This is a genomic window from Acinetobacter gerneri DSM 14967 = CIP 107464 = MTCC 9824 (assembly GCF_000368565.1).
Lineage (GTDB): Bacteria > Pseudomonadota > Gammaproteobacteria > Pseudomonadales > Moraxellaceae > Acinetobacter > Acinetobacter gerneri.
The window spans coordinates 317,229-329,448 of sequence record NZ_KB849542.1; the positions used below are offsets into that span (position 1 = coordinate 317,229).

13 protein-coding genes are annotated in these 12,220 nt (G+C 37.9%); 9 read left to right on the forward strand and 4 right to left on the reverse strand.

Translation table 11 applies throughout. The features are described from left to right. Window positions 1–6 precede the first annotated feature (6 nt). Together dacC and F960_RS07035 are read left to right on the forward strand one after the other, a co-directional pair. Window positions 7–1,155, forward strand: coding sequence for a D-alanyl-D-alanine carboxypeptidase PBP5/6 (gene dacC, locus F960_RS07030; RefSeq protein ID WP_004861379.1), 1,149 nt, complete (start codon window positions 7–9; stop codon window positions 1,153–1,155). A 94-nt stretch (window positions 1,156–1,249) separates the two neighbouring features. Further along, entirely contained in the window at window positions 1,250–1,786 is a 537-nt protein-coding gene (locus F960_RS07035) for a gamma carbonic anhydrase family protein (RefSeq protein WP_004861381.1), read from the forward strand. Window positions 1,787–1,916: 130 nt separating this feature from the next. Here the strand turns inward: F960_RS07035 and F960_RS23105 are convergent, their stop codons facing one another. Next, window positions 1,917–2,045, reverse strand: coding sequence for a hypothetical protein (locus F960_RS23105; RefSeq protein ID WP_004861384.1), 129 nt, complete (start codon window positions 2,043–2,045; stop codon window positions 1,917–1,919). Window positions 2,046–2,132: 87 nt separating this feature from the next. Between F960_RS23105 and F960_RS07045 the strand changes: the two genes are divergently transcribed. Beyond that, a protein-coding gene (locus tag F960_RS07045; protein WP_085945819.1) for an IS3 family transposase occupies window positions 2,133–3,208 on the forward strand; the annotation gives its coding sequence in 2 pieces (ribosomal slippage) (window positions 2,133–2,385 and window positions 2,385–3,208; 1,077 coding nt in all). Between the two features lie 181 nt (window positions 3,209–3,389). Beyond that, window positions 3,390–3,575: a hypothetical protein gene (locus F960_RS22260; RefSeq protein ID WP_154650734.1), complete on the forward strand. Its 186-nt coding sequence runs from the start codon at window positions 3,390–3,392 to the stop codon at window positions 3,573–3,575. Between the two features lie 225 nt (window positions 3,576–3,800). On the opposite strand, the gene F960_RS07050 is transcribed toward F960_RS22260, so the two are convergent. Together F960_RS07050 and F960_RS22265 are read right to left on the reverse strand one after the other, a co-directional pair. Beyond that, window positions 3,801–4,220, reverse strand: a complete 420-nt coding sequence (locus F960_RS07050) for a GFA family protein (RefSeq protein WP_004861395.1) — start codon at window positions 4,218–4,220, stop codon at window positions 3,801–3,803. Window positions 4,221–4,764: 544 nt separating this feature from the next. Then, a complete protein-coding gene (locus F960_RS22265; RefSeq protein WP_004861400.1) occupies window positions 4,765–4,932 on the reverse strand; it encodes a hypothetical protein in 168 nt (55 codons plus the stop codon). 228 nt (window positions 4,933–5,160) lie between these two features. Between F960_RS22265 and F960_RS07060 the strand changes: the two genes are divergently transcribed. The 5 genes from F960_RS07060 to F960_RS07080 all read left to right on the forward strand — a co-directional run bounded on the left by F960_RS07060 (window position 5,161) and on the right by F960_RS07080 (window position 9,812). After that, window positions 5,161–5,646 (forward strand): NUDIX hydrolase, encoded by a 486-nt coding sequence (locus F960_RS07060; protein ID WP_004861403.1) that lies wholly within the window; start codon window positions 5,161–5,163, stop codon window positions 5,644–5,646. Between the two features lie 4 nt (window positions 5,647–5,650). After that, window positions 5,651–6,784, forward strand: coding sequence for a tRNA 2-thiouridine(34) synthase MnmA (mnmA, locus tag F960_RS07065; protein WP_004861406.1), 1,134 nt, complete (start codon window positions 5,651–5,653; stop codon window positions 6,782–6,784). Window positions 6,785–6,797: 13 nt separating this feature from the next. Continuing rightward, window positions 6,798–7,529: a high frequency lysogenization protein HflD gene (hflD, locus tag F960_RS07070; protein ID WP_004861409.1), complete on the forward strand. Its 732-nt coding sequence runs from the start codon at window positions 6,798–6,800 to the stop codon at window positions 7,527–7,529. A 94-nt stretch (window positions 7,530–7,623) separates the two neighbouring features. Then, window positions 7,624–9,012 carry an adenylosuccinate lyase gene (gene purB, locus F960_RS07075; RefSeq protein WP_004861412.1) on the forward strand — a complete coding sequence of 463 codons (1,389 nt, stop codon included), beginning with the start codon at window positions 7,624–7,626 and terminating at the stop codon, window positions 9,010–9,012. 167 nt (window positions 9,013–9,179) lie between these two features. After that, complete coding sequence (locus tag F960_RS07080; protein ID WP_004861414.1) at window positions 9,180–9,812, forward strand: DUF2238 domain-containing protein; 633 nt, start codon at window positions 9,180–9,182, stop codon at window positions 9,810–9,812. A gap of 61 nt (window positions 9,813–9,873) precedes the next feature. On the opposite strand, the gene F960_RS07085 is transcribed toward F960_RS07080, so the two are convergent. Beyond that, window positions 9,874–12,102 (reverse strand): Ig-like domain-containing protein, encoded by a 2,229-nt coding sequence (locus tag F960_RS07085; RefSeq protein ID WP_004861416.1) that lies wholly within the window; start codon window positions 12,100–12,102, stop codon window positions 9,874–9,876. Window positions 12,103–12,220: the final 118 nt, after the last annotated feature.

The following is a 12,220-nucleotide window of genomic DNA, read 5'->3' on the forward strand; positions in this document are numbered from 1 at the left end:
CCTAGAATGACCGGAAAAAGCGCCATTGCTGCATTATTACTCTTACCTTCATTTTCCTACGCAGCAACAGTATTATCTAACCCACCAGAATTAAATAATAAATCTTATGTTTTGATGGATTATGAAACTGGGCAGATCCTCGCGGCAAAGAATGAAAATGAAAAACTCGCGCCTGCTTCAATGACAAAAATGATGACCAGTTACATCATTGAACAGAAACTGCTCAAGGGACAACTGACTGAAGGCGAAAAAGTTCGCATGAACGAGTCTGCTTGGTGTCGTGGTAGTAGCTCCGAATCGTGTATGTATGTTCCTCTAAATGGTACAGCGACTGTTTTAGAAATGCTTCGCGGCATTATCGTTCAATCTGGTAACGATGCATCTAAAGCTATGGCTGAGCACATTTCAGGAAATGAAGGCACTTTTGCTTATGAAATGAATAAAGAAGCAAAACGCATCGGCATGACCAATACACATTTTATGAATGCGACGGGTATGCCTGCTGAAGGTCATTATTCAACAGCAAAAGATATGGCGCTTTTGGCTAAACATATTATTCATGATAGCTCAAAATATTACCCAATCTATTCTGAAAAAGAATTTACCTTTAACGGTATCAAACAAGGCAACCGTAATGCCCTACTTTACACAGATCCAAGTGTTGATGGTTTAAAAACAGGTCATACTGATGAAGCTGGCTATTGTTTAACCACCTCATCAAAACGTGGTCCAATGCGCTTAATTTCAGTTATCTTCGGCGCACCAGGTATGAATGATCGTGCAACTCAAACACGTGAACTCTTGTCTTGGGGTTATGCAAACTTTGAAACTAAAAATGTTAAACCTGCTAACCAAGTCCTCGCAAAATCAAAAGTTTGGTTCGGTAAAGAAAATGAAGTTAATGTTGGTTTAGCGGAAAACTTCAGCGTTACGATGCCTAAAGGTCAAGCTGGCGATATCAAAACTCAAATTTCTGTACAACCAAACCTAAATGCTCCACTGCAAAAAGGACAAGTTGTAGGTAAATTGATCGCAACTATGGATGGCAAAGTGATTGCAGAAAAACCACTTGTTGCACTTCAAGCAGTTGAAGAAGCTGGTTTCTTCTCTCGTATGATTGACCATATCAAACAATTTTTTAGCAACTTATTTTAAGTTTTAAAAGATTTGAAAATTAAGCATTTATACCATCGGTATAAATGCTTTTTTATTTTATCATTCAAACAAAGTTTAAAATCTCAGGGACAAGATGAAAAAAAATATTCGCTCGTATTTGGACATGCATCCAAAAATTGATTCGACCTGTTATATCGATGATTTATCCGTGATTATCGGTGAAGTTAAACTCGCCGAAAATGTTTCAGTATGGCCTTTTGCCGTGATTCGTGGCGATGTCAATTCAATTCAAATCGGTAAAAATAGCAATGTGCAAGATCATTGTATGCTGCATGTGAGCCATAAAAATGATAGTAAACCCAACGGTTCACCTCTAATCATTGGTGAAGATGTCACTGTCGGACACCATGTGACTTTACATGGCTGTAACATCGGTAATCGTGTGCTTGTTGGCATCAATACGATTATTTTAGATGATGCAATCATTCAAGATGACGTCATGATCGGTGCGGGAAGTTTAGTTCCCCCGCGCAAGGTTTTAGAAAGCGGTTATCTTTATGTTGGAAGCCCAGTTCAAAAAGTACGTCCTTTGACGGAAAAAGAACTTGAATTTTTGCCTTATTCAGCTAGACATTATGTCAAAGTAGCAAATAACTATTTAGAACAGTAACTATTTAGAACAGTATCATTTTAAAAATGGTTTTTATCAGATAAGAAAATACATAAAAGCCCAATCACGTGTATTGGGCTTTTATGGCTTAAAAAATAAACTGTGCAGCATAAAGCCATATTTTAAAAATTTATTTTCCGCTTTTACGTGAAGAATCATTAATTGCTGAAGAGTCTGTATCCTTCTGCTCACCAACGCTTCCTGCAAAAGCAGTTTGAAGAACTGGTAAAATAAGTAGAACTAAAAGAAATTTTTTCATATTAACCTCGAAATACGGTAATCCCCCCTAAAAATAATAGGATCTAAAAGTAGAATTTTCTCTTAAGATACAAGCAGGAGATTCTGCATGAAAACATCTAAATTTACAGACAGCCAGATCATGTCCATCTTAAAGCAAGCGGAGTCTGGTACACCTGTTGCTGCCCTATGTCGTGAACACGGTATGAGTAATGCAACCTTCTATAAATGGCGTGCTAAATATGGCGGCATGGATACATCTTTGATGGCACGGCTGAAAGAGTTGGAAACAGAAAATACCAGACTGAAAAAAATGTATGCTGAAGAGCGGTTAAAGGCAGAAATTATTCAGGAAGCGATGTCAAAAAAGTGGTGAAGCCATCTTGTCGACGTCAGATGGCTCAACATGCAGTGGCCCGACATGCTGTTAGTATCCGTTTGGCTTGCACTGCATTTGGCATAAGTGAAACCTGCTACCGTTATCAGGCTAAACTCAGTGATGACAATGTGCTCATTGCAGAACAGCTCATAGACCTCACTGAGGAAAATTCCGATTGGGGCTTTGGTCTATGCTTCTCATATTTACGGCATGTTAAGAGTCACTGTTGGAATCACAAGCGGGTTTACCGCATTTACTGTGAGTTAGCACTGAATCTGCGTATTAAGCCAAGAAGAAGACTAAAACGACATGCGCCTGAACCATTGAAAGAACCCATCCGTGAAAATCAGGTCTGGTCACTGGATTTTATGCACGATCAGCTTTCCGATGGTCGCAAATTTCGATTATTGAATGTGATTGATGATTACCGCCGCGAAGGTTTAGTTATTGAAGCAGGGTTCTCACTACCTGCAATACGAGTTATTCGAGCACTCAATCAGTTGTTGGAATATCGGGAAAAACCTTTGGTGATTAGATGCGACAATGGACCTGAGTTTATCAGTCATGAATTCGTACGCTGGGCAACTGAACACGGTATTTGTATTGAACATATTCAACCAGGTAACCCACAACAGAATGCGTATATTGAACGCTATAATCGAACCATACGTTATAGTTGGCTAAGCAAACATTTATTTGATACTTTGGATGAAGTACAAGATTATGCAACGAATTGGCTATGGCATTACAATCATGAAAGACCACACCAAGCCAACAAAGGAAGGCCTCCTCTAATGGCTGCTTAACCTCTACTTTTAACTTCAGTTAGTTATGGGAGGATTACCATACCATTTAAAATAAGATCAATTTATAAAGAAATCTGTTAAAAAATTCTGAGGGGAAATACCCAATATTTAATTTTTTGACACTTTCCATAATCGAGCCCTTTTTATTTGCTCTTTTTATATTTTGACTATTGTTTAGATTTTGCAATATTCCCAAATGGGAATGTGTTTAAAAAATTATAAAAATAGCTTCTATGCATTTTTAAATGAGCATTTTTTAATTGAAAAACAATCTAACACAGGTGGTTCGGGGTGGTTAACTTTTGGATTTTTTATTTTTCAAGGTGTGGCTGCACTGGTGATCATCGGTGTACGTCTTGTGATTTAGATTGGTCAATTGTTTCTATGAGCTTTATATAGTTAACTACAAATCCTTATCATCATGACCTTCTCCCCCCCCTGCATCTTGCGCTACGATCAAAGCAGTGCTTTGATTTTTGCTCATGGGGAAAGGAATTTCTATCTTAATTTTACTTTAAATAATACTATAAATATCAATCAATAACCCTCTATTAAAAACCTTATCTCACTAAAACAACTCAATCTTTTCATGCTAATCGTCACTTTCAATTTTTCTATAATTTAAATATCCAACAATGCCACCACCCCCATCTTTGGGATGGTTTACCCCATCCATCACAGGAATATTTTGAAAATCAAATGGTGATACACCCTCGATACAAGCAACATTGACGCCATATTGTTCTGGATTAGATCGTCTTTGGTGAAATGTATAAATGCCACAAACTGAACAGAAAAAATGCGCCGCTTGCCCTGTATTAAAACGGTATTCGCTTAACTTATCTTTACCTTGATAAACATTAATTCCAGAAAGCGGTGCAGATACAGCAACTGCCCCTCTCATACGACAAAATGAACAATTGCATCTACGCAGTGTATTAAAACCATCTGACAGCTCTACTGTGAATTTGATTGCTCCACAGTGACATTGAGCATTTTTCTTTTCAGCCATCATTTCACCTATCGTACTTTTTGTTTTGCCGAATAGTAAAAGTCAAATAAACCTATTTTTCAACTCATAAAGAGATTTAGACCAGACTTCATGAGGTTCTGATTGAGAAAAACCTTCACTTGATAAATAAAACTCATCATCATAGTAATCTATGAAACCAGCGAAGCCTTCATTTTCAATATATTTGGAAATTTTAAATAAGGTCATAAATTTGCATAAGATGATGTCTTTTGAATATTCAGATGTTGGTTGTTTCTCTGCATAGTCCACTAAAATTTCATAATAAATTTTATTATTCAGATCTAAGGCTATGCTCAAATGTTCAACATTAATATTTAAAAAATAATCTAAAACTTGTTGATCATTTGATAAAAAACAAATCTCTAATAGATAACTCGCCTAAATAATTTTTAGATTAAAATTATATTTTACAATGAGATTCCCTCTCCTTTTTAAAGGAGAGGGCTAGGGTGAGGATTCTATTAGAAATTTACCCTCATCCTAACCTTCTCCCAAAGGGAGAAGGGACTTCCTATATTAACTTTCAAAATAATAAATGATTGTATATTTTAGATTTATGAAAGAGATCTAATGCTAATAAATTATTAGAATCATCACTGAGCTGCTCTATTGCCCATTTTTGAATATCTTCTGGAGATATTAAGCTTAACCCCAACTTCAATTTGAACTTTAATTTATCTGCATCATACATTTGTTATTACCTTGCTATTTTTTATTTATTATTCCATTTTAAAATCAAAAAGTAATTCTTTCACTTAATCTTTTTAAAATACAAACCAATTGCTAACAATCGCTCAAACTGTACTAAATTTGATTAAAGTTTTATATAAGGATAAATGTTAGCAAACAATTCATCCCTCACCATAGCCATCTTCCCCTAAATTTTGTAGAATACTGCTTTTAAACCAAGGTGCTTGTTATGACCACTTGGACTCCACACGTCACAGTAGCCACAGTTGTTGAAAAAAATGGAAAATTCCTGTTTGTTGAGGAACATACCGAAGGTGTGACACATACCGTTTTCAATCAACCTGCAGGTCATGTTGAAAAAGATGAAACGCTGATCCAAGCTGCGATACGTGAAACGATGGAAGAAACAGGTCATCAAGTCGAAATCGATTCTTTGATTGGGATATATACCTATACCCCTCCGATGTTTCCTGACCGTACTTATTATCGTTTTTTATTTGCTGCGCATGTCGTGGAATACTTTCCAGAAGCAAAACTCGATACCGGTATTGTCGGTCCTGCTTGGATGACGCTTGAAGAATTGATTGAAACTGCTCGTGCACGTAGTCCTCTAGTGATTAAAGCTGTACAAGATGCTGCCTCTGGTCAACGTTATCCTTTATCGCTCGTTTATGAGCACCAAAACTCCCCATTTACTTCCTCATTGGATGCCTAATTTTATGCAACAACGTGTCATCGTCGGTATGTCTGGTGGTGTAGATTCATCTGTTTCTGCTGCACTTTTACTTCAACAAGGATATCAAGTTGAAGGCCTTTTCATGAAAAACTGGGAAGAAGATGATGGCACGGAATATTGCACGGCGATGGAAGATTTAGCCGATGCTCAAGCGGTATGCGATAAAATCGGTATTAAATTACATACTGCAAACTTCGCTATGGAATATTGGGATCGTGTATTTGAGCATTTCCTAGAAGAATATGCTGCAGGTCGTACACCTAATCCTGATATTTTGTGCAATAAAGAAATTAAATTCCGTGCATTTTTAGATCATGCCATGAAACTCGGTGCTGATTTTATTGCAACAGGACACTATGCGCGTCGTGGCGAAACATTGCTTAATTCTAAAGGTGAAGAATATGCACCTTTACTACGTGGCTTAGACAACAATAAAGATCAAACTTATTTCCTACATGCTGTGCATGGCCGTGAAATCAATAAAACCCTATTTCCAGTGGGTGAGATTGAAAAACCACAAGTTCGTAAGATTGCTGAAGAGCTCGGTCTTGCAACTGCTAAGAAAAAAGATTCGACTGGGATTTGTTTTATTGGTGAACGCCGTTTTAATGATTTCTTAAAACAATATTTACCAGCGCAACCTGGAAAAATTTTGCTCGACACAGGAAAAGAGGTTGGTGAACATCACGGCTTAATGTACTATACCCTCGGTCAGCGTGGTGGTATTGGGCTAGGCGGATTAAAAGGCGAATCTGAAGGTGCATGGTTTGTATTGCACAAAGATATTGAAAATAATCGTCTGGTTATCGGTCAAGGTCATGAACATCCGCTTATGCAAAGCACTGTTTTATGGTCAGAAGCAATCGACTGGGTAGCTGGTGAACAAGTGATTCCTGAGACAGGTTTCAGATGTACTGCCAAAACACGTTATCGTCAGCCTGATCAAGTGTGTACAATCTATAATGATACATCGACTCCAAATGGAGTACGTGTTGAATTTGATGAACCACAACGTGCAGTCACTCCAGGACAGAGTGTGGTTTTTTATGTGGATGAAATGTGCTTAGGTGGTGGAGTCATTCACCATACCAATGCACCTAAACCAGATTTTATTTAAAGGAATATTAGGCATGGTTGAGTTACCCTTTCAACAGCCTCGTACTTTGAATCAACGCCAAAACAGAGCTTTGGCGTTAGCAGGCGTATTTCAAGCAACCCAGCTGACGCATATGACAGCGATGATGGGGCGTCAAAGTATTGGTGAAAGCGGCAATTTTTATTTTGAACAACTCATCAAAGCCAGCCTCAATATACGCCCTACTGGAAGTTGCTCTTGTCAGACTTTAGATTTTTTTAATCAACTGGCAGACATTTCCTTAGGGCTTAAAACTTTAGAAAGCAGTATTACTCAACCTTTTTCTACAACGCCAAAATCCAGACTGCCTAAAATGAGCAATGCCAAATTGCCAATGTCTTATGCAATGTCTTTATTGGCGCTAGAAAAGAAAGTGTACGGCAATCCAGAATTTGTCCAAATCATTGAACAATCGCAACAAAAAATATTAAAGCAACTCTCATTTTTCGATAATAACTACGTTCATCCAAGTATCGTTGCCAACCTTGCACAGACTTATGTTGAAACTGCTGGGGCGATCAATCCCCGCATCATGGTTCGTGGCAATGCTGAAGCATTCAAAGACTCATCCCATACCAATCGTATCCGCGCCAGCCTATTTACAGGTCTGCAAATGGCGCACTTATGGCGTCAATTGGGTGGAAGTTCTTGGAATATGATGTTCAGCAAACGTAAACTTTTACAAGATATTCAAGATTTAGCTCGCTTACAATATCAGGTGGTATAGCCCCTATTGTCGCGAATTTTTAAGTTTTTGTTTTTGGTTAATGATATTTTTTTAAATCGTCTTAACCCCCAATTCCAAAGTTTAAGGAATCACTATGAGCGCTTTAACTGCACTTTCTCCACTTGATGGTCGTTATGCTAGCAAATGCGATGCACTTCGCCCTTACCTCTCTGAGTTTGGATTGATCCATGCTCGTGTGACTGTTGAAGTTCGTTGGTTACAAGCGCTTGCGAACCGCCCAGAAATCACTGAAGTTAAACCTTTCTCTACTGCTACAAATGCTGCTTTAGATGCAATTGTCAGTGATTTTTCTGAAGAAGACGCGCTTCGCATTAAAGAAATTGAACGCACAACAAACCATGATGTGAAAGCAGTTGAATATTTTCTTAAAGAAAAAATTGCTCATATTAATGAATTAAAAGATTCAGGTGAATTTATTCACTTTGCATGTACATCTGAAGACATCAACAACTTATCTCACGCATTAATGCTCAAAAATGGTCGTGAAGTGCTTGTTGAATCTATGCAAAAAATCATCGATGGTATCGTTGCATTGGCTGAAACACATGCTGACCAATCAATGTTGTCACGTACTCATGGTCAAACTGCGAGCCCAACAACTTTGGGTAAAGAAATGGCAAACGTTGCTTATCGTTTGGCACGTCAAATCAAACAATTTAAAAATGTTGAACTTTTAGGCAAAATCAATGGTGCTGTAGGTAACTACAATGCACATTATTCCGCTTATCCAGAAATCAACTGGCCTGCACATTCTCAAGCATTTGTTGAATCTTTAGGTTTAACATTTAACCCATATACCACTCAAATCGAGCCACACGACTATATCGCTGAAATGTTTGATGCATTACGTCGTTTCAACACGATTTTGATCGACTTTAACCGTGATGTTTGGGGCTATATCTCTTTAGGTTTCTTCAAACAACGTTTAAAAGAAGGTGAAGTTGGTTCTTCAACTATGCCACACAAAGTAAATCCAATTGACTTCGAAAACTCTGAAGGTAACTTGGGTATTGCCAATGCGGTACTTGCTCACTTAGGTGAAAAACTTCCTATTTCTCGTTGGCAACGTGACTTAACTGACTCTACTGTGTTACGTAACATGGGTGTTGGTTTGGCGCAAAGCTTGATCGCTTTCGATGCCTGCTTAAAAGGTATCGGTAAACTTGAACTCAATGCTGACCGTATCGAAGAAGATTTGGATCATGCTCAAGAAGTTTTGGCTGAACCAATTCAAACTGTAATGCGTCGTTATAACGTTGAAAAACCATACGAAAAATTGAAAGCCCTTACTCGCGGTCAAGCAATGACACGTGACATGATGGTGAACTTCGTAAATGGTGATGAACTATCTCAAGTTCCAGCAGAACAACGCGCTCGTTTGGCTGAACTCACTCCTGCAACTTATACAGGTAATGCAGCAGAACAAGCAAAACAAATTAAAGATTTGATTTCTAAAATCTAAACTTTAAATGTTCTAAAAAAGCGAAGTCATGACTTCGCTTTTTTTATGTTTTCAAATAAAATATCTAAATGACAATAAAATTTAAAGTTGACCAACATCATCACTAAAATGTCATTATAAAAGCAACACCCCTTTAACCTTATCGATAAACTTAGAAATTAAAAAAAATGATCTATCACAAATTGACGACGAAGCATTGGCTCGTGCTTCTATTACTCTTGATTGAAATCGTTATCGCATCCATCAACCCCTTAGAAATGGGTTCGTATCTTTTACATCAACTGGGTACTGTGTTGATGTTAATCGCCTTATTTTTTATGCAAAAGAAATATGGCTTAAGCTTTCAAGCATTTGCCTTATATATTTTATTTTTAATGATCCATGTGCTTGCCGCACATTATCTATATTCTTATGTCCCCTATAATGACTGGATCAAAACTATTTTCCACTTTGATCTCAATCAGACGATGGGCTGGTCACGCAATATGTTCGACCGCCTCGTGCATATCGGTTATGGATTACTCTTAACACCATTCTTTTTACGCATTTTTCAAGTATGGTTGCCACAGCTTTCCAAAGGTGTATTACTCATATTAGTGGTGCAATTTGTCATGGCAAGTAGTTTGTTTTATGAATGGATCGAATGGTGGATTGCCATCGGATTATCACCTGAAGAAGCGGAAAAATATAATGGTCAGCAAGGTGATATTTGGGATGCGCATAAAGATATGTTCGTCGCTACGCTTGGGGCTATATTTTCCGCAGTGATGATCTACAAATCAGATAAAACTAAAAATTAAAAAATAGCCCCTTCAAATTGAAGGGGCTATTTTAATCTACGATGCGCACGAATAACTTGACTTAGAATAAGGCCTGCTGGCTTTGTATTAACTGATCCAAGTCAGAACGTGTTAAAACTTGAGCCTCGATTTGGGATTGTTGGATAGCGGTCTCATTATTTGTTTGGCTTGATGAATTTGAGCTATTATCAGCAATCATTTGCTCAATAGCCAAATCACCAGAAGTCGTATTTTCTAATAGCAATTCAGTATTAATTGTACCATCCTGATAAATTAGCGTATTTTCAGCGTCTGGCTCAGATGCTTGATCAGTAGCAATTTCCAATAAACTCAAAGGTACAATTTTCGCCAAAGTTGGTTCAATCGATGCAGGCTCAACCAAATCAGTATCCGTTGTATCTGGTACAGACTCAGTTTCAGGCACTGTTTCATCAGGAGGAGTTTCAGGTTGTGGAGCAACAATAGTAATTTTTAAGACGTCACTTTCAGGACTGGTATTACCGGATGCATCGGTCAATACAAACGTAAAATTATGTTCACCTAGTGCCAAGTCAGATGATGGTGTCCAAGTCCAAGTTTTATCAGTATCGACAGTCACCTGAGCAATCAGATTATTACCTTTATCAAAAATAGATAAGATTGTTCCTGCTTCTGCACCAGTTCCTTTAAACGTAGGACGTGCATCATCAGTTGTTCCACCATTCTCTATAGTGCCTTTCTCAGCCCCGACATCGTCTGTCACAGTTGGTACTTTAGGAACAGTTGGGGCGATAGTGTCTTTGTTGCCTTGAATAGAGTTACTGTCAGAAACATTGCCAGATTTATCAGCAACTGTAATATAACAATATTTACCATCAGTCACAGCTGTACTCAGTGTCACGGTAAATTTACCATCAGCATCTGCAGTCGCCGAACCGATCACTTTGCTACTACTATCCTTAATCGTTACAGTAGAATTCGGCTCAGCAGTACCCGTAACTTCATTGCCATCTGCATTAATCTTTAAATCAGCCGCTTTTTCAGGCGCTATAGTGTCAGTACCCGCTTTAATAGTAACAGCTGTAGATTTATTACCAGCAGCATCTACAATAACAACTTGATTGCTAATCTTATCTGTCAAAGCAGTGGGTAAATCAATACTAAATTGTCCATTGGCATCTACCGTTCCTGTAGCAATGACTTTACCTTCGCTATCTAAAATCTGTACTGTTGCATTGGCTTCTGCTGTACCGATTAATTTAGTACCTTCTTCATTGACTTCAACCAGTGGTTTAGTCGGCGGCGTCGTATCTTTACCAAGTTCAGCTTCACTTGCTTCAGATACATTTCCAGCTTTATCTTTGGCTGTCACTTTAACAACTTGACCACTTTCAAGTGGCGTTTTCAAGTTGATGACGTATGTTCCGTTTGTAGCAACACCTGTCCCCAAAACATTGCCATTCGCATCTGTAATGGTAATCGTAGAGCCTGATTCTGCTGTACCTGATACTGCTGTACCATCTGCACTCACCTGTGCCACTGGCGCTTCTGGTGCAATCGTATCTTTGGACCCTTGAAGTAATGAAGGCTGCGATTTATTACCAGCACTATCTTGTACGTAAATTAAACCTTGATTACCATCAGTCAAAGGCTCACTCAGTTTAACTGAATAATTACCACTCGCATCCGCCGTAGTAGTGCCGAGCACCTTACCGTCTGTATCCACTACATATACAATACATCCAGCTTCAGATGCAGCACCTGTCACTGTATCACCGTCTGTATTTAAGGTAGCAGATTTTAAAGATGGTGCTACGATATCAGGAGCACTTGAAGACTTATTACTGCTCTTATTATCATCAAAAGCAGCCAAATAAATACCTTCGGCAGCTAAAACACCAAGACCAAGCTTAAGCAAAGTTGACTTTGAAAAAGTCGATTCTTCTGCTACTGGTGCAGCTTGAGGTGTAGACAATTGAGGGAACGACTCAATTGAGGATGGTGTGACCAAATCTGTATAGCTTTGAAATTGACCTTTTGAGTCGAAATTAACTTCATAATATTCGCTATTACCACGCGATAAAACCAACTGATTTTCATCTGGTATATCAGTAAAATAATGATCAATAACGATTTTTTCACCATTTTTAAGCGTAATAATCAATTTATTACCACTTCGCACCATTGAATCAACATCATCACGCCCTACAGCAAGTTGAATAATAGAAGCTTGGTTTAATTGAACTTTATTAGTATTGTCATTAAGTATAATTTTGTGATCTTGTTGAGCATACACAACTAATTGTGCCATCTTCATCTCGCTTTATAAAAAATTATGTACATCAGCACGTTAAAAATTATACTTAATATATAGAAAAATCAGGTATCACTCAAGGAAACAATAACTATCATGCTTTAATTAAATTCAT

Bases quoted from the DNA above. Each gene is read 5' to 3' on its own strand.
- dacC (WP_004861379.1), top strand. From the start codon at position 7: ATGACCGGAAAAAGCGCCATTGCTGCATTATTACTCTTACCTTCATTT.
- F960_RS07035 (WP_004861381.1), top strand. From the start codon at position 1,250: ATGAAAAAAAATATTCGCTCGTATTTGGACATGCATCCAAAAATTGAT.
- F960_RS23105 (WP_004861384.1), bottom strand. From the start codon at position 2,045: ATGAAAAAATTTCTTTTAGTTCTACTTATTTTACCAGTTCTTCAAACT.
- F960_RS07050 (WP_004861395.1), bottom strand. From the start codon at position 4,220: ATGGCTGAAAAGAAAAATGCTCAATGTCACTGTGGAGCAATCAAATTC.
- F960_RS22265 (WP_004861400.1), bottom strand. From the start codon at position 4,932: ATGTATGATGCAGATAAATTAAAGTTCAAATTGAAGTTGGGGTTAAGC.
- F960_RS07060 (WP_004861403.1), top strand. From the start codon at position 5,161: ATGACCACTTGGACTCCACACGTCACAGTAGCCACAGTTGTTGAAAAA.
- mnmA (WP_004861406.1), top strand. From the start codon at position 5,651: ATGCAACAACGTGTCATCGTCGGTATGTCTGGTGGTGTAGATTCATCT.
- hflD (WP_004861409.1), top strand. From the start codon at position 6,798: ATGGTTGAGTTACCCTTTCAACAGCCTCGTACTTTGAATCAACGCCAA.
- purB (WP_004861412.1), top strand. From the start codon at position 7,624: ATGAGCGCTTTAACTGCACTTTCTCCACTTGATGGTCGTTATGCTAGC.
- F960_RS07080 (WP_004861414.1), top strand. From the start codon at position 9,180: ATGATCTATCACAAATTGACGACGAAGCATTGGCTCGTGCTTCTATTA.
- F960_RS07085 (WP_004861416.1), bottom strand. From the start codon at position 12,102: ATGGCACAATTAGTTGTGTATGCTCAACAAGATCACAAAATTATACTT.